Origin of the sequence: Pseudovibrio exalbescens (genome assembly GCF_028737195.1) — a bacterium.
GTDB classification, from domain to species: Bacteria; Pseudomonadota; Alphaproteobacteria; order Rhizobiales; family Stappiaceae; genus Pseudovibrio; species Pseudovibrio zosterae.
Genome location: NZ_JAQZAJ010000007.1, coordinates 179,922 through 200,457 on the forward strand (window position 1 = coordinate 179,922; position 20,536 = coordinate 200,457).

General features: G+C 55.0%; 21 protein-coding genes. 15 read left to right on the forward strand and 6 right to left on the reverse strand.

Translation table 11 applies throughout. The features are described 5' to 3' along the window. Window positions 1-171 precede the first annotated feature (171 nt). Entirely contained in the window at window positions 172-429 is a 258-nt protein-coding gene (locus tag PUV47_RS18155; RefSeq protein WP_274220011.1) for a DUF2312 domain-containing protein, read from the forward strand. 73 nt (window positions 430-502) lie between these two features. On the opposite strand, the gene PUV47_RS18160 is transcribed toward PUV47_RS18155, so the two are convergent. From PUV47_RS18160 to PUV47_RS18170, 3 genes are all read right to left on the reverse strand, one after another. Then, a complete protein-coding gene (locus PUV47_RS18160) occupies window positions 503-2,023 on the reverse strand; it encodes a DUF882 domain-containing protein (protein ID WP_274220012.1) in 1,521 nt (506 codons plus the stop codon). Window positions 2,024-2,313: 290 nt separating this feature from the next. After that, the gene (locus tag PUV47_RS18165) at window positions 2,314-3,966 is read right to left on the reverse strand and encodes a L,D-transpeptidase family protein (RefSeq protein ID WP_274220013.1); all 1,653 of its coding nucleotides are present in this window, start codon (window positions 3,964-3,966) and stop codon (window positions 2,314-2,316) included. 114 nt (window positions 3,967-4,080) lie between these two features. Continuing rightward, window positions 4,081-5,607 carry a sigma-54-dependent transcriptional regulator gene (locus PUV47_RS18170; protein ID WP_274220014.1) on the reverse strand — a complete coding sequence of 509 codons (1,527 nt, stop codon included), beginning with the start codon at window positions 5,605-5,607 and terminating at the stop codon, window positions 4,081-4,083. 248 nt (window positions 5,608-5,855) lie between these two features. Between PUV47_RS18170 and PUV47_RS18175 the strand changes: the two genes are divergently transcribed. The 5 genes from PUV47_RS18175 (at window position 5,856) to map (ending at window position 10,036) form a co-directional block, all read left to right on the forward strand. Further along, a complete protein-coding gene (locus PUV47_RS18175) occupies window positions 5,856-7,679 on the forward strand; it encodes a M3 family oligoendopeptidase (RefSeq protein ID WP_274220015.1) in 1,824 nt (607 codons plus the stop codon). Between the two features lie 124 nt (window positions 7,680-7,803). Next, a complete protein-coding gene (locus tag PUV47_RS18180) occupies window positions 7,804-8,352 on the forward strand; it encodes a dihydrofolate reductase family protein (protein ID WP_274220016.1) in 549 nt (182 codons plus the stop codon). Continuing rightward, window positions 8,352-8,975 (forward strand): TetR/AcrR family transcriptional regulator, encoded by a 624-nt coding sequence (locus tag PUV47_RS18185; RefSeq protein ID WP_274220017.1) that lies wholly within the window; start codon window positions 8,352-8,354, stop codon window positions 8,973-8,975. The genes PUV47_RS18180 and PUV47_RS18185 overlap by 1 nt, the downstream gene beginning before the upstream one ends. A gap of 73 nt (window positions 8,976-9,048) precedes the next feature. Next, on the forward strand, window positions 9,049-9,255 hold the full coding sequence (locus tag PUV47_RS18190; RefSeq protein ID WP_274220018.1) for a ParD-like family protein: 207 nt from the start codon (window positions 9,049-9,051) through the stop codon (window positions 9,253-9,255). A 1-nt stretch (window position 9,256) separates the two neighbouring features. Beyond that, the gene (gene map, locus PUV47_RS18195; RefSeq protein WP_274220019.1) at window positions 9,257-10,036 is read left to right on the forward strand and encodes a type I methionyl aminopeptidase; all 780 of its coding nucleotides are present in this window, start codon (window positions 9,257-9,259) and stop codon (window positions 10,034-10,036) included. 3 nt (window positions 10,037-10,039) lie between these two features. Here map and PUV47_RS18200 read toward each other — a convergent pair whose 3' ends face one another. Further along, window positions 10,040-10,300 (reverse strand): hypothetical protein, encoded by a 261-nt coding sequence (locus tag PUV47_RS18200; protein WP_274220020.1) that lies wholly within the window; start codon window positions 10,298-10,300, stop codon window positions 10,040-10,042. Window positions 10,301-10,557: 257 nt separating this feature from the next. Between PUV47_RS18200 and purB the strand changes: the two genes are divergently transcribed. From purB to PUV47_RS18235, 7 genes are all read left to right on the forward strand, one after another. Next, window positions 10,558-11,886 carry an adenylosuccinate lyase gene (gene purB / locus PUV47_RS18205; RefSeq protein WP_274220021.1) on the forward strand — a complete coding sequence of 443 codons (1,329 nt, stop codon included), beginning with the start codon at window positions 10,558-10,560 and terminating at the stop codon, window positions 11,884-11,886. Window position 11,887: 1 nt separating this feature from the next. Next, window positions 11,888-12,271, forward strand: a complete 384-nt coding sequence (locus PUV47_RS18210) for a VOC family protein (RefSeq protein ID WP_274220022.1) — start codon at window positions 11,888-11,890, stop codon at window positions 12,269-12,271. A gap of 134 nt (window positions 12,272-12,405) precedes the next feature. Beyond that, window positions 12,406-12,954 (forward strand): RBBP9/YdeN family alpha/beta hydrolase, encoded by a 549-nt coding sequence (locus tag PUV47_RS18215; protein ID WP_274220023.1) that lies wholly within the window; start codon window positions 12,406-12,408, stop codon window positions 12,952-12,954. Between the two features lie 153 nt (window positions 12,955-13,107). After that, entirely contained in the window at window positions 13,108-14,466 is a 1,359-nt protein-coding gene (locus PUV47_RS18220) for an ABC1 kinase family protein (protein ID WP_274220024.1), read from the forward strand. Window positions 14,467-14,587: 121 nt separating this feature from the next. After that, window positions 14,588-14,872: an aa3-type cytochrome c oxidase subunit IV gene (locus PUV47_RS18225; protein ID WP_274220025.1), complete on the forward strand. Its 285-nt coding sequence runs from the start codon at window positions 14,588-14,590 to the stop codon at window positions 14,870-14,872. 210 nt (window positions 14,873-15,082) lie between these two features. Further along, window positions 15,083-16,315, forward strand: coding sequence for a hypothetical protein (locus tag PUV47_RS18230; protein WP_274220026.1), 1,233 nt, complete (start codon window positions 15,083-15,085; stop codon window positions 16,313-16,315). A 22-nt stretch (window positions 16,316-16,337) separates the two neighbouring features. Beyond that, window positions 16,338-17,219 (forward strand): alpha/beta hydrolase, encoded by an 882-nt coding sequence (locus tag PUV47_RS18235; RefSeq protein WP_274220027.1) that lies wholly within the window; start codon window positions 16,338-16,340, stop codon window positions 17,217-17,219. Window positions 17,220-17,282: 63 nt separating this feature from the next. On the opposite strand, the gene PUV47_RS18240 is transcribed toward PUV47_RS18235, so the two are convergent. Both PUV47_RS18240 and rpsU read right to left on the reverse strand, forming a co-directional pair. After that, entirely contained in the window at window positions 17,283-18,137 is an 855-nt protein-coding gene (locus PUV47_RS18240; protein ID WP_274220028.1) for a tetratricopeptide repeat protein, read from the reverse strand. A gap of 169 nt (window positions 18,138-18,306) precedes the next feature. Then, window positions 18,307-18,531 carry a 30S ribosomal protein S21 gene (gene rpsU / locus PUV47_RS18245; protein WP_028481160.1) on the reverse strand — a complete coding sequence of 75 codons (225 nt, stop codon included), beginning with the start codon at window positions 18,529-18,531 and terminating at the stop codon, window positions 18,307-18,309. A gap of 809 nt (window positions 18,532-19,340) precedes the next feature. Here rpsU and PUV47_RS18250 point away from each other — a divergent pair. Both PUV47_RS18250 and PUV47_RS18255 read left to right on the forward strand, forming a co-directional pair. After that, window positions 19,341-19,568 (forward strand): DUF6356 family protein, encoded by a 228-nt coding sequence (locus PUV47_RS18250; protein ID WP_274220029.1) that lies wholly within the window; start codon window positions 19,341-19,343, stop codon window positions 19,566-19,568. A 95-nt stretch (window positions 19,569-19,663) separates the two neighbouring features. Beyond that, window positions 19,664-20,467 carry a class II glutamine amidotransferase gene (locus PUV47_RS18255; RefSeq protein ID WP_274220030.1) on the forward strand — a complete coding sequence of 268 codons (804 nt, stop codon included), beginning with the start codon at window positions 19,664-19,666 and terminating at the stop codon, window positions 20,465-20,467. The last annotated feature ends 69 nt before the right edge of the window (window positions 20,468-20,536 follow it).

The window sequence follows — 20,536 nt, forward strand, 5'->3', positions numbered from 1 at the left end:
GAGTTAGGCGGGACCGATGCCTTTGTTTTGTGCCTGAAGCCGTTGGCGCAATGAAGTTGGGACAACCTGTGTACCTCGGGTATGAAGGTCAGAGCGTTGTTGACCCTATGGCTTAGTTCTGGCAGCTACGGGGCACACTATTTTTCAGCGACCAACATTGGGGATTCTTGCATGGTTGACACTGGCGGTGTTGCTGCAGACCAGCTGCGTGCCTTTATCGAGCGCGTCGAGCGACTTGAGGAAGAAAAGAAGGTTATCGCAGACGACATCAAGGACGTTTATGCGGAAGCAAAGGGCAATGGCTTTGATGTGAAGGTCATGCGCAAAATTGTTTCCCTGCGGAAGCGTAAGCCACACGAGCGCGAAGAAGAAGAAGCCATCATGGATCTCTACCTCCACGCTCTGGGTATGGCGGGGCCGGCTGACTAAGGTCGCGCTCGAAGGACGAAGATACAAAAAACGGCCCCGCGGGGCCGTTTTTTTTGACTAATTTTACGGCAACTCAGTTCGCAGAGGCTCTCTTGAGGAACTTCACCGCCTGGCCTGCGAACTGCGCATTGACCTGCGCTGCAGGGCGCTTTGCAAAGTCGTTGGCGACGATTGAGTTTACTGGTGCGATCAGGCCATCCAGATGCATCTGATTGGGATGATAGAGATAAGCCAGCTGCCAATTGCGGGCTGTTTCATCCTGTCCGAGCATAACAGCCTTTGAAGGGGCTGGGCGATCAATGAACTTTGCCAGAGGGTCCTTCATGTGGCCGGAAACGGATGCCGTTGTTTGCGGCGCTGTCGAGGCGGGTGGCAATAGCGCATTGAGAGAGGACTTTGGCAGCGCGCCGTTAGGAGCTGCGTCATTAGTTGGCGCATAGGCCGCAAGCTGGATGTTGTTCGGCTTGGAGGCTGGGGTGTCCCCAGCAAGGGCCGCAATCGCATCTACAGCATCACGCGGTGTGCGCGGAAGGGGGACGGCCACCTGAGGCTCGGCGCTTGCCACCTGAATGGCTTGAATTGGCTTGCCGCGCGGCTGAATGGTGATCGGTGCAGCTTCAGCGAGTCCTGTCGTCGCTTCAGCGGGAATTTCTGTCTCCGGCTTGGCGTGAGGCAGGGCAGAGGCGAGGGCGAACTCTTCAGCTGTCGGCTCTGGCTTAGCGGGTGCCGGTGCCTCGGCCACAGCAGGTGCTGCTGCAACAACAGTCTTGGGCGCGGGAACAGCAGTTACAGGATCAGGCCGAGCACTCGCCACGGCGCGTGTGGGATTGTTGCTCCGAGTGCTTGGTGTAGCGCCCTCGTCTTCGTCGTTATCTGTAAACAGGCGAGCGAAGAAGTTGCCACCCCCACTGCTGCGTTCGCTGCTTGAAGAGCGCGAGCTTGCAACGGCGGTGCGGCTGCCACCGCTGTCACGGCGTTTGATTTCTGCCAGAGCGACCTGATACCCCTTCATGGGCTTGCCGTCGCTTGGGACGTGAATGGTCTTGCCATCCGGGAATACCTTGGCCAGTTCGCGGCGCGACATGCGCGGCCAGTGACGGACGGAGCCGGTATCCATGTGAACGAATGGGGTGTTGGAGCGCGGGTAGTATCCGACGCCACCTACATGCTGGCGCAGCCCGAGGGCGCGCAACTTCGCCGGGCTGACGCCAGGGATGAAGAAATCCATGGCATGCCCCTTGGTGTGCTGGCTGTTTTTGGCCACGCCACGGGAGCGGCTGCGGAGCATGTTGTTTGTCTTCAACGAGCGATAGGCGGAGACAACGTGAATGTACTCATTGGTGCGCGCCTTGCGATAGACCTCCCAAACCAGATCGAACAGCTCGGGATCCATGTTGGTCGGTTCGTTGCGGCGCCAGTCACGCAGAAAGTGGTTCAGCTGCTTCAAACCGGACTGCACGTAGCGCCCGTTTCTTTTGAAGGTGATTTCCGCGCGTTCTTTGGTGTGGGTATTGTAGAGCTTCAGACTGCGAGTTTCCGCGCTGGCATCGGATGCAGTGGCTGCAACGAGCGCGCAAAACGCCAGGGCCGTCAAAAAAGCTTGGCACCCCAGTTTCGCAATAAAACCCCTAGACCCGAATGCAGATCGGTTACGCAAATCAAACTCGCTTTCTTGCGTTTGAATAAATGAACAATTAGCCCCAACTGTTCATTTAAAGGCAGACAGGTTAATGAGCATTTACCCTGTTTGCCTTCAGATTTGAGTAGTGTCCGGTGCGCAACATTCCAAGAAAAAACGGCCTAATTGCAGCGGGCCGTGGATATTTATTACATATACCCTAGCGTAAACGTTGAGTCGTGTCTGTGGGCTTCTGTGGATAAAGTTTATTGAGAAAGCCCAAGTGCCTCAATTGTCTTGTCGTTGTGACCATAAACATCCGGCCGCCTCTGTAGGTTGCCGTTCTCATCCACAAATGCCGTAAAGTAGGTGATGTGGATTGGGATGGTCTTTTCCAGGTTTACCTGCTTCTGTTTCCCGCCCAACATGCTTCTGATCTTGTGACCTGTCAGCGAAGGTTGTTGTGCCATCAGCGCGTCTGCGAACTCAAACGGGTTCTGAACCCGTACGCAGCCATGGGAGAAGGCGCGGGCGGAGCGGCGGAACAAGGATTTCGACGGCGTATCGTGCAAGTAAACGTTATGTCGGTTGGGGAACATGAACTTGATGTCTCCCAGAGCATTACCGGTGCCTGGGCGTTGCCGGATACGCAGTTGCTTGAAGGTCACGCCATCCCAGTTAACACGGCTTGGGTCCACCACCTTGCCGCGGGACAGAATCTCGTAGTTGCCTCTCATAAGGTAGGCCTGCGGGTTGCGGCGCAGTTCCGGCAAGATCTCCTTGGACGCGATGGAATACGGCACATTCCAATAGGGATTTACAATCACGTGGTTCATGACGTCCGAGAAGATCGGCGTCATATGCTTTTTCTTGCCGACCACCACACGGGTTTCATGCAGGGTGTGTTGGTCCCGTTGCAGACGAACCATGAACTCCGGGATGTTGACCATGAGATGGGTTTCGCCCAAATCGCGGGGCAGCCAGCGCCAGCGTTCCATGTTGGCAATGACATCATGAATTGGGTTGCCTGAAACCGTTGCATTTATTGCCAGCAATGTACGCGGGCCTACAACGCCATCATCATTCAGGCCGTTCTCGCGCTGAAAGGTTTTGACGGCTTCTTTCAGCTCTGAGGTAAAGCGTTCCTCGTCTTCAGGTAAAAGGGCCGACACCTCCAACCGTTGGCGCAAAAGCGACACACGTTTCCCAGTTGAACCGAGCTTGAGCAGCTTGCCTTCCGGCACAACGACCACCTCGCGTTCTTCATGCTGTTGCGCACGCAGGAGCTTGAGTTGCTGCTTTAGCGCTTGATAGCCCGCATGGGGTGGGTTGAACGCTGCCATCACCTGGGCTGTCAAAGTGGTGCGATGGATATTCTCCAATGCCATCACGGGATCAGGGCGAGAGGGCTCTACGCTGATGGATTTCGAGATGTTGCCTGGAACAACGCGGCCTGACTGAGCATCTTCTGCATAGGTCAACACTGATTGTGTCAGAGTGAAGTCTGCACGGGCAATTTGCTCAGCGGTGGCGAGTCGGTCTTGATTGAAAGTTTCGAGCGGGGTGGGATAGTTGGCCGGGTCGAGACCATCCTCATCTGCCCGGTGCAAGAACGCGATGATTTCTCTGGCGTCTTGCGTCAGCTCTCCGTTGCGGATCCAGGCGGCCTGAAAGCCCCGGCGTTCGTAGAACAGTTCGGCAGCGGCACGATCCCTTTTCTGGCGGAAATTCAGATGGGCAGTATTCTCGTGGAATGCATGTCTGATCGCCTTTTGAACGGGGCTTTGCATGATGACCACATGCGTGCTGTCCTGAGGCCAGACATGATCAGCGATTGCTGCAACCGCCTGTGTGGTTGCGCTGCTCAACGCAATGGTGGTGCCCAGCACCAACGCCCGAACTACTGCTGTACGCTGCATTTACTGTCCCGCTTTTCAGCAACTCACCTGTCAATGTTGCCCCACATTGACAGGCCAAACTTTTCTGGAAATTACCAGTTGAAACCCTTTTTTAATCTATCGTTAGGGTAGTTTTCAAGCCGCACTCTTGTCATCAAGGCCGTATTCCTTGAGTTTTCGGTAGAGAGTTGAGCGCCCAATGCCCAATCTCTTGGCCACTTCCGTCATGCGGCCGCCGTAGTGGCTGATGGCAAGGCGGATGAGCTCAAGCTCGGCATCTTCAAGCGTACGTACATGACCATGGTCATCAATTGAGCGCATGAAACCGAACGGCGCGGTTGAGCTGTCAAATGCGCTGCGGGCTTCGGTGCGGATGAACTCTTGATCCTGCAGATCTTCCTGGCTCACGGTACCGCTACGGCCCATCTCGTGGCCGCCGATGAGTGTCTGTCTGTCTGTTTCCGGTTTTGGCGGTGCGGTGACCTGCACGATTTGCGGGAAGTCTTCGCAGGTCAGCAAAGAGCCATCGCACAGAACCACTGCACGATAAACGGCGTTTTCCAGCTGGCGGATGTTGCCGGGCCAGTCATAGCTTTGCAGCATCTGAACCGCCCTTGGTTCAATGCCGGTGACATGCGGCTTGCTTTCTTCCGCAGCAAAGCGGGCGACAAAGTAGCGAACAAGGCTTGGAATATCTTCCAAACGGTCACGTAGCGGCGGGATCCAGATAGGGAAGACGTTGAGACGATAATACAAGTCTTCACGGAACTTGCCTTCCTTCACCTGATCCAGCAGGCGTCGGTTGGTGGCAGAGATCAGGCGGAAATCCACCTTGATCGGTTTGCGAGAGCCAACGGGATCGACTTCGCCTTCCTGCAGGGCGCGAAGCAGCTTGACCTGAACATCGAGGGGAAGCTCACCGACTTCATCGAGGAACAGCGTGCCGCCACTTGCTTCCTGAAATTTGCCGATGTGGCGATCAACCGCGCCTGTAAATGCCCCTTTTTCGTGGCCGAAGAGAATAGACTCAACCAAGTGATCGGGGATGGCACCGCAGTTCACGGTGATGAATGGTTTTGACTTGCGGTCGCTGGTGCCTTGGATGGCGCGTGCGATCAATTCCTTACCAACACCGGATTCCCCTTCAATAAGGATAGGGATGGTGGAGGATGCCGCTTTCTCCCCTAGCCGCAGAACGCGGTCCATGGTTTCGGAGCGGGTAACAATGTTGTTGAAGGTCAGTGTGCCAGTGGTCTGGCTATGAATACGGGTGAGCTCATCCTCTAGTGCAGAGACCTTCAGCATGTTGCGAATGGAGACTTCCAGTCGCTCTGGGCTTACAGGCTTCACGACGAAGTCCTGCGCCCCTGCACGCATGGCTTTGATAACCGTGTCGATGCCGCCATGGGCCGTTTGCACAATGACGGGTATCTTGCTTTTGGCTTCACGCAGCTCGGTGAGCACAGTGATGCCGTCCACCTCCGGCATGACCAGGTCCAGAATGACAAGATCAAACTCGGTCGCCTTGGCCCCTTTGAGCAAGGCAAGTGCCTTAGCGCCATCGGAAGCCGTTTGGGACTTGTAGCCGAACCGCTTTACAGCTTCTTCCAAAAGTCTGCGTTGGACTGGATCATCATCGACAATCAGAATTCGGCCACTCATACTCACCCACCTGTGTACTCAGTAGTTTTGCACTTTTGCTGTGCCATTGCGGGTCATCTTGCGGCGAGTTTAGTAAATAAATTGCACTCGATAGCTAGGGGATGCCTCAAAAGATGGCGTTGCAACCTCAGGAAATGAGGTCATATTTAAGAAACTCTTGCCGCGATCTCATAAGCTCGGCACTTCATGGTTAATCAAGAACCTAAAACGGACATCTAATGCCTTACCTGACCGCCTCGAAATTCCAAATGGTTTCAAACGCTTCCTCTGCTGAAGGGGGTGCTGCAACCGACCTTGGAAACCTTCCTCGTTGGGATCTGACAGCCCTCTATCCCAGCATGGAGGATGAGAGCGTTCAGAAAGACCTGGCTCGGTGTCAGGCGGAAAGCGAGGCCTTCGAAGCGGCCTACAAGGGTAAACTCGCTGAGATTACCAAGCGGTCCGGTGCGGAACTGGCAGCAGTCGTCAAGGAGTACGAGGCACTTGAAGACCTCATGGGGCGCATCGCTTCGTTCGCGGGGCTTTGCTACACGGAGAACACCACGGATCCCAAGCGCCAAAAGTTTTATGGCGATGTGCAGGAAAAACTAACGGCCGCCAGTGTGCATCTGCTGTTCTTTGGGCTGGAGTTAAACCGCATCGATGACGCCGTATTGGATGCCGCCGCTCAGGACCACACACTTTCCTACTACAAACCGTGGTTGGACGACATCCGGAAGGAGCGTCCGCACCAGCTGGACGACAAGATCGAGCAGTTGTTCCATGAAAAGCATGTATCTGGCGCGGCGGCGTGGAACCGGTTGTTTGATGAGACGATTTCTTCCTCCCGGTATGAAGTTGACGGGCAGGAGCTTTCCATTGAGCCAACCCTGAACCTTCTTCAGGATGCCGATCCTGAAAAGCGTAAAGCCGCAGCGCAGGCACTTTCCAAGACCTTTGCCAAGAACCTCAGTACCTTCACGCTGATCACGAACACCTTGGCCAAAGACAAGGAAACCTATGACCGCTGGCACAAGTTTGAGGATGTAGCTGACAGTCGCCACCTTGCTAACCGGGTAGAGCGCGATGTTGTTGATGCGTTGGTGAAGGCTGTGCGGGAGGCCTATCCGCGGCTCTCCCATCGCTATTACGCCATGAAAGCGAAGTGGCTGGGCGTTGACAAGATGAATTTCTGGGATCGCAACGCGCCTCTGCCCAAAGCTGACAACCGACTGATCACATGGGACGAAGCACAGCATACCGTATTGACGGCATACTCCAAGTTTTCGCCCGAGCTATCCGCGATTGCCAAGCAATTCTTCGACAATAACTGGATTGATGCGCCTTCTGTGCCAGGTAAAGCGCCGGGTGCCTTTGCCCATCCAACGGTGCCAAGCGCGCACCCCTATGTGTTGTTGAACTATCAGGGCAAGGTGCGTGATGTCATGACGCTGGCTCACGAACTGGGACATGGTGTGCATCAGGTGCTTGCTGGTCCTAACGGAGCGCTAATGGCGCCTACGCCATTGACACTGGCGGAAACCGCCAGCGTCTTTGGCGAGATGCTAACCTTCCGTGATCTGCTTGATGGTGCAGAAAGTGCTGAGAAGAAACGCATCATGATCGCTTCTAAAGTGGAGGACATGATCAACACCGTGGTGCGTCAGATCGCGTTCTATTCTTTTGAGCGAAAGGTTCATGAAGAACGCCGTCAAGGCGAGCTGACCTCCGAGCGCCTTGGTGAGATCTGGATGGAAGTTCAGGTTGAAAGTCTTGGGCCCGCCATTGATCTTGAAGGCGGCTACGAGCACTACTGGACCTACATCCCGCATTTCATCCACTCGCCGTTTTATGTTTATGCCTATGCCTTTGGCGACTGCCTCGTGAACTCGCTTTATGCAGTCTACGAGGAGGCTGAGGAAGGCTTCCAAGAGAAGTATTTCAATCTTCTCAAGGCGGGTGGCACAAAGCACCACAGTGAACTGCTGGCACCTTTCGGGCTTGATGCCACAGACCCGACCTTCTGGCAGAAGGGTCTCAGTGTCATTGAGCGCCTCATCGATGAACTGGAAGAGATGGATCAGGCGAGCTGATCAAACGCTCGTAAATTTCTTTATTGTTAGCCAAGGCTCCGCATATGCAAAAGTGCGGAGCCTTTTTGTTGCAACTTGGCCCTTGATAATTTATACGTTGTATAAATTATCAAGGGAGCCCCGAATGACGACAGGTCACGTTTACATAGCCCAATCTTTGGATGGCTACATCGCACGTCCTAACAACGAGATGGACTGGCTGCTGCGCTACAACAAGGAAGGCGAGGACCATGGGTTTGACGACTTTATCAAGCGCATGGATGGGCTCATCATGGGCAGCAACACCTTCAAGACCGTTTTGAGTTTTGAAGGCGAATGGCCCTACTACATGCCCGTGTTCGTTATGAGCAAGTCCCTGACGGATGCGGACGTCCCCGAGCATTTGCGCGATCGCGTTTGGATCACGGACAAAGAACCTGCCGACCTGATGGACTATCTGGCGCGGGCTGACTGGCTGACCGCCTACATTGATGGTGGGGCGGTTATCGAAAGTTTCATGAGGGTCGGTCTCGTTGAGGACATTCGGCTGTTCACTGTTCCAGTGCTGATTGGAGAGGGGCGCAAGCTCTTCGGCAACATAGGCAGGGACGTGAGCCTTGAATTGCTGAGTACCGAGGACTACGCCTCTGGCATCGTAAAGTCCCACTACCGCATCAAGAAGGACGCCAAGTAATGGTTCGTTCCGTTGGGCGTCCTGCGAAAGCCAGCGCACGGTTAAACAAGCAAATCATCGTTGAGAAAGCCCTCGAGCTTCTTGATGAAAAGGGCGAGGCTGGGGTGACGTTTCGTGCACTTGCACGGGAGCTGGACGTAACCGCCATGGCAGTCAAGCACCACGTCGGGTCCAGCCTTGGCCTCATGACAAGCCTTGTCGATTTCGTCTACGAGAAGGCGATGGAACTGGAAACCCCGATCGTGGACCTACCGTCTTTCAAAGCGCGCATGGAGCTCTACTGCAGCAATGTGTTGGCCCATCCGAACCTGCTTCTCGCCGTGTTTGCCGATACTCGCTACTACACTCAGGTGATGCATAACCTTACAGAGGATATACGCGCGGGACTTCGGGTGATCGGAGTGCGTGAGAGCGATGTTCCCACATTACTCAATCTTCTCGTGGACTACACGAACGGGTTTGCGCTCTCGGCCGCCGCAGCCATGAAGTCGGAAAATGCGGATCAGCTGGCTCGACCTGTCCCGACAATAGACGACTATCTGCGGATGTTGGACTTCTTGTTGGCGCGCTTCATTGAGCTTCCCGAAGCTGCAAACACTGAAGCACCCCAGGAGTGCAGCTAGCGAACCTCCTTGTCGCAGTTGCGATTAATATATGAATCATATACGAAATATATATTCATATTTGGAGGATCCAATGGGGTTGGTGAAAATCGATGAAGACTTGCACGAGGACGTACGTCGCGCCAGTGCTGTGATGTGTCGTTCTATCAACGCGCAGGCGGAGTTCTGGATGAAGATCGGGATGCTAGCTGAAGCAAATCCGACAATGTCCTATCAGCAAATTGTGCAGATGCAGCTTGAGGCGGCCCAGATCAGTCACGCTGAGGTTGCCATAGCCTGATATGGTCAAGACACCTGAAGAACTTGCCTTGATGCGGATTTCCGGCGGCTTGCTGGCGTCGGTTTTCGAGATGCTTGATGAGCTTGAGCTGGCGGGTATGTCCACCATGCAGGTCAATGATCTGGTTGAGGCGTTCATCACCTCAGATCTTGCGGCGCGCCCGGCTAGCAAGGGTCAGTATGACTATAAGTACGTGCTGAACTGCTCAATCAATGATGTGGTCTGCCATGGCATTCCCTGCGCCGAGGCTATTATCCAAGATGGCGATATCATCAATCTGGACATCACGCTTGAGAAGAATGGTTACATCACAGATTCAAGCAAGACCTATGTCGTGGGTAATGCGCCCCCGGCTGCCAAGAGGCTGGTCAGAGTCGCGGAGGCGGCCATGTGGCATGGCATCAAGCAAGTACGCCCTGGCGCTCATTTGGGGGATATAGGTTCTGCAATTGAGCGCCATGCCAAACGCAATGGTTTCTCCGTTGTGAGGGAGTATTGTGGTCACGGGATTGGCCAGCAGATGCATGAAGAGCCCAGCGTTCTGAATTTCGGCCGACCAGGCACAGGACTGAAGCTTCGTGAGGGCATGGTGTTCACCATTGAACCAATGCTCAATCAAGGAAGTCGCCGCGTTGTCACCCAAGATGACGGATGGGTGGTTGTGACCAAGGACGGCAAACTCTCCGCGCAGTTTGAGCACACTGTTGCGGTTACCGGTTCGGGTGTTGAGGTTCTGACACTGCGCAAGGATGAAACGGTGCCTTTCTTGCGCACCACCTGAGGGTCAGTAGGAAGTGTTGCTCAACTTCAGGCGCAGGTCCTTCGCGCCTTTCCAGAACAGCGCCAACTGAAGCGCCGCCATTGGTGTGAACACATAAGGCAAGAAAACATAAAGCAGCGACTCGGCAGAGGCGGGCGCGTCCACCAGCAGTATGTAGAGGCCCAAGGCAAGGATCGGCAGAATCTGACCATAGACGAAGATGCGGAACGACAGAGGCAAATCTTCGAAGCGAATTCTAGGCTGATCGATGCGATTGTGCGCCATGTGCAAACCTTGTTTCAAAGCGAATTTCGAGTTCTGTTTCGGAGTCAAACTCTACCGATTCCTTTGATCGACATGCGCGAAAACGGCTGTGGTCGTTAATGAACCATAAAAAGGCCTTATTTTGCTTCCCGCGGATTCACTCTGGACACTTGTAACTATTGCAGTTTTACGGAGTGCACACCCGTTGCGGCCATTGAGCCGCAGAGCCACTCCTGATAAACCCTGCCTGAGAATTACCCTGAGAAACGAGGACACGCATGATCCCGCGCTATTCGCGACCTGAGATGGTCGCCATCTGGTCTCCGGAAACTAAGTTCCGTATTTGGTTCGAAATTGAAGCGCATGCTTGTGATGCTTTGGCGGAGCTGGGAGTAATCCCAAAAGAGTCAGCCAAGGTCATTTGGGAAAAGGGTGGTCCTGCGACCTTCGACATTGCACGCATTGACGAGATCGAGCGTGAGACAAAGCATGATGTCATCGCTTTCCTGACACACCTTGCCGAAATCGTCGGCCCGGACGCTCGTTTCGTTCACCAGGGCATGACCTCTTCAGATGTGCTGGACACCTGCTTTAATGTTCAGCTGGTTCGCGCAGCAGATCTTCTGCTGGCTGACATGGACAAGCTGCTGGCTGCTCTCAAGCGCCGCGCCTACGAGCACAAAGAGACTGTTACCATCGGTCGTTCTCACGGCATTCACGCTGAGCCGGTTACCTTCGGTCTTAAGATGGCTCAGGCCTACGCGGAATTTGACCGCTGCAAAAAGCGCCTTGAGATTGCCCGCGAAGAAATCGCGACCTGCGCGATCTCTGGCGCTGTTGGCACCTTCGCAAACATTGATCCGCGCATTGAAGAGCATGTGGCCGAGAAACTGGGCCTGGGTGTTGAACCTGTCTCCACGCAGGTGATCCCACGTGACCGCCACGCCATGTTCTTCGCGGTTCTAGGTGTTGTCGCTTCCTCCATTGAGCGTCTTGCTACTGAGGTGCGCCACCTGCAGCGTACCGAAGTTCTGGAAGCGGAGGAGTTTTTCTCCAAGGGGCAGAAGGGCTCTTCTGCCATGCCGCACAAGCGCAACCCGGTTCTGACTGAAAACCTGACCGGTCTTGCCCGCATGGTGCGTTCCTATGCCTTGCCAGCCATGGAGAATGTGGCGCTGTGGCACGAGCGGGACATTTCTCACTCTTCCGTTGAGCGCATGATTGGCCCTGATGCGACGGTCACTCTGGACTTCGCTTTGGCTCGTCTGACCAACGTCATGGAAAATCTCGTTGTCTACCCTGAGCGCATGATGGGCAATATGGACCGTCTTGGCGGTCTCGTGCACTCCCAGCGCATTCTTCTTGCTCTTACGCAGGCAGGCGCGTCCCGTGAGGACAGCTACCGTCTGGTGCAGCGCAACGCCATGAAGGTATGGGATAGCTATCAAACCTCAGGTGAGGCTAAGGTAGACTTCCTGAGCGAACTGCTCGCAGACGAAGACGTGCGCAACTACCTGTCTGAGGAAGCGATCCGCGAGCGCTTTGATCTGGGTTATCACACCAAGAACGTGGACGCCATTTTCAAGCGGGTGTTCAAGGAGGATTAAGATGAAGCTCTATGGTCTCAGAATTTTCGTCGATGATTTGACTGCCGCGAAAACCTTCTACATCGAGACCATGGGGCTTAGCCTCCACTGGGAATTGCCTGAGCTCGGCGCCTTTGGTGCCGCGCTCGACAACGCAGAACTCATCGTAGAGACCGCTCAGGATGCGGAAGGACGGTCTTATGTCGGACGCTTCGTGGGCGCGTCTTTGCAGGTAGATGATATCTACGATGAATATGATCGGCTGAAATCCCTCGGCGTGCATTTTGAAACCGAGCCGGAGGAGCAGGAATGGGGCGGCGTTCTAGCCCATTTCAAGGACCCGAGTGGTAACACGTTGACCTTGCTCGGTCCCTCGCGTACCGGCGGGACACCAACGCCGATGTAAGTACTCACTGTTCAGTTGTTGAATACTGTTGATGGCGCTGCATCTTTCGCGGTGCCTGCCGCTTGCACCTGCGCGCACTTCGCAATATCTAGGGCGCAACCGTTGAGAACACGCACGCGACGCGAGGCAGCATCATGAAGATATCTGAAGCAGAGGTTCTGATCGTTCCCGGCTGGCAAAACTCTGGTCCCGATCATTGGCAGAGCCGGTGGCAGGCCAAGCTGTCTACTGCGCGCCGTGTAGAACAGCAGGACTGGGAGCTGCCACAGGTCGAGGCTTGGGTTGATCAGCTTGTTGCAGACGTGGAAAAAGCGACCAAACCTGTGGTTCTGGTAGCTCATTCTCTGGGGGTTGCAACTGTTGTTCATGCTGCACCCAAGATCGCGCCTTGGGTTAAAGGTGCCTACCTGGTTGCTTGCCCGGATGTCGACGACAGTTCGCGCGTGCCAGAATGTTTGCGCAATTTCGGCCCGCTGCCTACCGCTGCCTTACCTTTCCATGCTCATCTCACGGCAAGCCGCAACGATCCCTATTGTACTTGGGAGCGGTCGGAGCAGTTGGCGAAGCTATGGGGCATCATCCTGCAAGATGCGGGAGAGACCGGTCACCTCAATGAGGAAAGTGGCCAGGGGCCGTGGCCGGAAGGCTTGATTTCCTTCGCGCATTTCATGAAGGCGCTTTAAACACCTCATTATTGCTTTCAAATACGCACACCAGCCGCTCATCGTGGTTGCCTGTTACGTAGTAAAGCCTATCTAAGCTGATGAGTTTTAAGGTTTAGCAAGGCATACTGCGTCTCCGCTTGGAGATTGAGCAGCAGAGAATCTGGAGTGCAAATGGCAGTAGAACGGGATCGGGAAGGTAACCGCTTCAGCGCCCGCGTTGGACGGTACGCTCGCGTCGGTGCCAACATGAGTGGGCTCGCTGCCAAAATGGCGGGTGCTCGGCTGTTTGGTGCCGAGATCGACAAGTCCGCGAATGCTGCCGAAATTCGAGAGGTTCTCGGTAATCTCAAAGGCCCCATGATGAAGGTGGCCCAACTACTTGCGACCATCCCTGATGCCGTTCCGCCCGAGTATGCCGCCGAGCTTGCCAACCTCCAAAGCAACGCGCCGCCGATGGGGTGGGGCTTTGTAAAACGCCGCATGCGGGCTGAGCTGGGTGCGGGCTGGCAGGAAAAGTTTGGGTCCTTTGATCATCAACCTGCTGCGGCCGCTTCATTGGGTCAGGTCCACCGTGCCAGTGACCATGCAGGGAATCCGCTGGCTTGCAAGCTGCAGTACCCGGATATGGACAGTGCCGTTGAGGCTGACCTTTCCCAGTTCGACATGTTGCTCGCCCTGCATCGGCGCATGCGTCCGGCCATTGACACCGCCGATATCGGCGTAGAGATTTCCGACCGTCTCAGGGAAGAGCTGGATTACACTCGTGAGGCCCGGCATGCTGCTGTTTATCGGCACATTTTCGAGCAAGATCCTGAGATCAACATTCCGTCAGTATTGCCGGAACTCTCCACACGGCGGCTTTTGACCATGTCATGGCTCTCCGGTCATCCGCTCCTGAGCTACAAGGAGCATGCGCTGGAAGAGCGCAACGAGATCGCGCGTATCATGTTCAAGGCTTGGTGGGCGCCTTTCAGTCACTACGGTGTCATTCATGGGGACCCACACCTGGGCAACTACACCGTCTTTGAACAAGATGGCCGTCCTGTCGGCATCAACTTGCTCGACTTCGGCTGCATCCGCATCTTTCCGCCGGGGTTCGTTCAGGGCGTCGTGGACCTTTACCTCGGCCTGCTGGAGGACGATCAGGCGCGGGTGATTTCCGCCTATGAGCGCTGGGGATTTAAGGGGCTGACGAAAGAGCTTATCGAGATATTGAACATCTGGGCTCGGTTCATTTATGGGCCGCTTCTCACGGATCGGGTGCGTCCGATTGCTGAGGGCATTTCGCCCGGTGCCTATGGCCGCAAAGAAGCGTTTCGGGTGCATCAGGCCTTGAAAGAGTTGGGACCCGTGCGGGTGCCCCGCTATTTCGTATTCATGGACCGTGCGGCAATCGGCCTGGGCAGTGTGTTCCTCCATCTCCAGGCAGAGCTGAACTACTTCCGGCTGTTCAACGAGCAGATTGAGGCGTTCGATGAAGCTGTGCTTGCCGAAAAGCAAAGTGACGTTCTGAAAGCCGCCGGGCTGTAACATCACCAAAGCGACCTAAGGTTATCCCGTCTCTACTGCGTCAATCGAAAGGCGCGTTGCATTATTTCTCGATTTGGTGCTAATAGAATTATTAGTAATATTACGTGTATGGGGAGGTCTTATGGCTGACGGGAGCTCTAAGGCAATGGACTACAACGAACATGAGAATACCTACGAAGGTTTCATCAAGTTTGCAAAGATCGGTTCGGCGATTGTTCTGACTTGGGTAGTGTGTCTTGCGGTCATTGCTTTCGGTGGCACTGCAGGCTCCGTATTGGGAACGCTGCTCATCATTGCAAGTTTTGCAGCGGCAGTTGCCGGGGTGGTGTCAAAAAACAGTCCGATGACAATGCCCGGCGCAGTATTTGTTTTGTCGATGGTGGCCTTGCTGTTTACAGCCAGCTAACGCGACACACGAATTTCTCACGTGTTTTCAAGAGCCACAGCATTTTGCTGTGGTTTTTGTGTTTGGGAGCCCAACTCTGGACAAGAGCCTTGGTATGCTCAATGAGCGCCGACAAAGGCTGTCGCTGCAAAGCTTGGAAAGGATGAACGCGCCGTGTTTCGGTTTCTAGGATTAATGGCTTTGGTCGCCATGTTAACCGGTGGTGCGTCCGTGGTCCCCCAAGCATATGCGCTCTCAAAGGTGCAGGGTACCGTCGAGCCCTCCTTCAAGCAGGTCTTGCAGGACGAGGGCATTGATATTTCCGGCCCGGGCTATGAAATCCTTGCTCCTATTGAGCGGTCCGGCACGCTGTTCTCCTTTCAGCTCAAAACGGACTTCGGCACCTTTCCTGTACGTGGAACAGCCTTGTTGCGAAAACGGCTCAAGGAGCTTGACGCTTTGCGCCGACTGGAGCGCACCGATTGGGGCGCGCTTGCCGGAGATGGTGCTGTTGAAGCCGTGAAGCGGCCACTGTCCTTTCTTGGTGATCTGGTGCGCAGCCCGGTTGATACTTTGAGCAACAGCGCTGAGAATTTGGGGCAGCTTGTTGATGGAACAGTGAAGACGGTCTCCGGTGAAACACCGGTTGCTGCTGGACCTCAGCGCGAGGACGAGGCTACCTCCACCAAGATAGCGGCAGCTGTCGTGGGGCGCGACCGTGCACGCCGAGAAATCGCCGTGAAGCTGGGTGTCGATCCATACACAACGTTTGCGCCGCTTTCGGCGGGGCTGGATAAGGCCGCGTGGTCGTTCGCTTCGTCCAACCGGGTTGTCAGGCTTGCAACGATCTTTATCCCAGGCGGCGTGGGAACGGCTGTAACCGGTGTCATGACGTCCGCCAGCATTCAGGAGATGTTGGTGGAGAATCCAACCATTTTGAATGAGCGCATGCGTGAAGCGCTGAGCGACCTTGGGGTCTCACCTGAAGCCACGCGCGCGTTTCTTGGGCAACGCGTTCTGACGCCTGCTGAAAAGCTTGTTTTCGTTGCGGCCCTGCAGCAGCTCGGCCCAGTCCCGTCGCTGGACGAGCAGGTGCAGCTCGTCGCACAGGCTGAGCACACAAGCAGCGCGTACTATATGGTGATGGCCGCATTGATGGCGGTCAACTACCACCAAGAACAAGAGCCGCTCATCGAGTTCAAGTTGCTTGACGGCGTGCCATATGGCCGAACGGCAGCGGGCAAGGTGGCGGTCTTCATTGCTGGTGATCGCATTGGCTGGGATTTGGCACAGCGCATTGCCTTGATTGAACTGCAAGGCAAACTCGAGAGAATGCAGCCGGTTGGCGAAATCGAGTATCGCGTTTATGGTCTGGCGCAGGCGTCGCTTCATGAAGCGCTGTGGGATCGCAACGCCTTTATTCGGGAACGCGCACCGCTGGCAGGGTCACTTGAATTTCACTAGTTTATCAAAAAAAGGTCGTGCCATGGGGCTCGCTCGTCTGGCGCTTGCAGGCGTCCTTACCACCCTTGCGACCAGCGCTCTGGCATTTTCCCTCGGCCCCTACAAGGATCCATTGTTTGCCTATCCGGGCATCCTTGATCAATCCGCAGATGGGTCGCTGGTGGTGGTGGATTACCAAATTGAGCGGGACTTGCGGGGGCGAGACCAGGTGCCAGAGCGGCGTGTTAAGAGCGACTATGTCTCACACAAGCCGAGTTGGTCGGAGCGCGATACCAGCGTCACCGTCAATGGGCAGCGGCTTGCGCACATTCGTGTTGGCAAACCCAGTGCAGAAACGCGTGTGATTACGCTGTACCTTCACGGGAAAGGCGGGAATCGCCATCAAGGTGCCAACGACAACACGTTTGGGGGAAACTTCAACCGCATCAAAAACCTCATGATCCGCAATGATGGGGTGTACATCTCTCCGGATTTCAATGGCTTTGAACAGCAGGGCTTGAACGAGATTGCAGGTCTTATTGCCACCTACAAGGCAGAGGCTCCCAACGCCTCTGTGTTTGTGGCCTGTGGTTCGATGGGCAGCCTGTTATGTTATCGGCTGGCGCAAAGTCCGGACACCGCCAGCTTGGTGGACGGGTTGTTGTTTTTGGGCGGCGCGACCGATGAAACGCTGCTCACCAGTGCAGCGGTTAAGCGCCGGGTGCCGATTTTCTTCGGTCACGGCTCCGAGGATCGGGTTTATGACTGGACCCGCCAACATGCCTTGTTTCTCAAAGTGAAGAAGTTGCCCGGCGCGTACCCAGTTCGGTTTGCGCTGTTTCAGTCCGGTTCACATGGCACGCCGATACGCATGCTGGATTGGCGCAGGACCCTGAACTGGATGCTGGCTAACCCGCCCGGATAGCTGGCATTTGGCGCGCCTTGCACGGCGCATGGAACAGCGCCGCGACTTTACAATCGTGATTCTTTAGGAAGGAACGTTGCCGCCAACGCGGTTCAGCCCATCACGCGCAAGCTGGTTGCTGCGAGACAGCTGTATGGCGCGCATATAGGATTTGCGCGCTTCAACCATTTCGCCAAGCGCTTCTTCTGCGCGGCCCTTGTTGGCCCAAGCGGCATCAGAGCGATTGTTGAGTGCGGTGGCAGCTGAGAAATCCTTCAATGCGGCCTTCGGGTCATTCAGCGCCATGTAAGTAACGCCGCGCGCAATGAGGGGAGAGTAGGCGCGTGAGTTGATGCCGATCGCTGTAGAGAAGTCGTTAAGCGCTACCTGGTGCTGGCCCTGGCTTTGGTAAATCAGCCCGCGATTGTGGTAGGCGCGTGCGTTGCCGCTGTCCAGGCGAATGACTTCGTTGTAGTCACGCAGTGCCTGCGTGTTCTGGCCAATGGCCCGGAAGGTATTGCCTCGGCCATTCAAAGCCTGCACGTAGTCTGGCTGGATGTTCAGCGCAGAAGTGTAGTCTGAAATTGCCTGTTGGTTGTTGCCCTTGCGCCGCTCTGCCAGAGCGCGGTTGGAATAGGCTTGGTAGTATCGTGGGTTCAGGGAGATTGCCTGATTGAAATCGGCAATGGCATCGTCCAGTCGACCCGCTTGCGCATAAGCAATGCCGCGGGTGTTGTAACTTTCCGCATTCTGAGGATTGGCTTCGATTACTTCTGTCAGGGAAGAAATGTTTGCCGCAGAACCAGCCGCCGGATTGGTTGCCACGTTGTCATAGACGAGGCCGCCTGTTTGGCAAGCTGCAAGGCCAGCAAGCAAAAGCCCAGTACCCAACACGTTGCCAATTGGTTTGTGTTGGCGAAGAATAGATATAAGCCGCATCCGGCCACCCTCTGTGTGAACCACCAAGAGATCTCAGTCTCTCAAATCCCGAGTGGAAAGGCTATAGGCAAACAGCAAACGGACCAACCGGTTTTTCCGGTGGGTCCGTTTTGAGAAACTGTCATATCTGCGGACCCCGATTCTTTATGAAATCAGGATCGGGCCAGTCTTAGCGACGACCCTTGCCTACCAGCAGACCTTCACGCTGTGCGCGCTTACGGGCCAGCTTGCGAGCGCGGCGAACTGCTTCGGCCTTCTCGCGGGCTTTCTTTTCCGATGGCTTTTCATAGTGGCCACGGAGCTTCATTTCACGGAAGATGCCTTCGCGCTGCATCTTCTTTTTGAGCGCCTTGAGCGCCTGATCGACGTTGTTATCGCGAACGAGAACCTGCACGCGTATATCCTTATGCTGCATACGCTGGAGGTCTTGAAAAAGACATCTCCCGCGCTTGATTATCGAGACACTGATGAAGAACGATGCGCCCAGCAGTGGTTCGGCAAAGTGCGAACGTGCACCGCTAATGCGTCGCCTGATGTTGCGCGTTCCTAGCAGAATGGATTGTGTCTGTCCACCGTGAACAGGTGGATTCAGTGCGATTTAATTGAAGCCCCACTTAGCTGGGTGCGTCAATTTTAGGTAAGGAGCTCCTTGGGTGGGCTATTTATTTCACCTCTGCCCAAGATGGAAATGATTAGAGATGGAATAATATTTGGCTTTAATAGTATTCGACATCAATATTACTTAGATATAGTGCAAATACTTATGTGCAAATCCAGCGAGGCTCCCCAGCTCCGATCTCCCCTTAATCTCGGGGATTTGTGAGACAGCTTCATGAAGTATGTAGCCTGTTTTGTGGAATTGACGGCCTCCGTCAGGGGATTGGCATCCGTAAGCCTTCGTAGAAACTGAGGTTAATCCAAAAAAGACTCAATGGAGCGCTGGGGATTTCTGTCTGCGCGCGACTCAGCTTACGGCCTGACACGAGGATCGAATAGGGCGCTCACCCTCATTGTTGAGGGTGGATGCAAGGAAACAGATTGGTTTGTCGCTAGCGGTTTGCCCAAATTGACGATTGCAGCTGCGCTCTACCGTTTGAAGCGGTTGCCAGTTGTTGCCTGCCACTCCTATGCACTCAGAACTAAGGGGGCGTGTGTCCGTGCTGAGTTTAGTAGGCTTGAATTGACGTTTCAGGAGGGGCTGTTGTGATCGCATATCTTATAAAGAGTTTTAGAGACCACCCCGCATCTGTCGGGGAAAGCTACTTTGAGCATGCTGCTTTCGCCGGTCGAACCGGAGTGCTGCTGATAGCCGTGGGGCTGGCTGCTTTGGTGCATGCGGTTTTGCCGTTTGCCTTTGAACGCACTGCAAGTCGCACCATCCTCAGATTGGCCGCCCGTTTCCACAATCGAACGGGAACTGGCGATAACTGACTCCGGTACGCAAGTAGATGTAGCTGTAGCGATGCTGTTATCCTAAAACTGTGGGACGGCAACAAAGCGCGCGCTGCATTTTCGGAGAACTTATAATGTGTAGATGGTTGGCCTATCGCGGAGAGAGCATCTTTTTGGATGACCTGATCTCGCGTCCAGACCATTCACTCATTGCTCAGGCGCGCCGATGCACCGAAGCCAAAGTAGATACCAATGGCGATGGGTTTGGTATCGGCTGGTATGGTGAGCGCGAGGTGCCGGGGCTTTACCGGGATACCCAGCCGGCATGGGGAGACGACAACCTCATGCGCTTGGTACACCAGATCAGATCAGGTCTGTTCTTTGCCCACGTTCGGGCCTCTACAGGTACAGCGACGTCACGCGCCAACTGTCATCCGTTTGCTGTTGGTAAGTACATGTTCATGCACAACGGCCAAATCGGCGGCTATGACAAGGTGCGGCGGCGTGTTGAGAACCTGATCAACGATCACTACTACCAGTTCCGGCAGGGTACCACAGACAGCGAGGCGCTGTTCCTGGCCATTCTGAGCCATGGTTTTGAGGTTGATCCTTACGGCGCCGTTCAGCAGGTCTTGAAGAAGGTTCGAGCGCTTATGACCGAGGCGGGTGTGACCTGCGCCTTGCGTGTGACTGCAGCTATTTCCGACGGGGAGCGGCTTTACGCGATCCGTTATTCGAGCGATTCCATCGTCCCGAGCCTCTATTATCGTCTGTGCTCCAACAATCTGACTGTGGTTTCTGAGCCGCTTGATGAGACAGCGACAGAGTGGCATGCAGTTCCCTCTGGACATTTCCTCGCTTTTGGTGGCATAGCAGCTCCCAGCTTCATGCCTCTGGACATTGCCCCTGCGGCCCCCGAGGTTTTGACCCTCGCTTAAGCGAGGCAAGCCATCTTCATTTCCGCAAAGCTTCTGCGCTGTTGGTCCGTTCGGCCGGCGGTTTTGCGG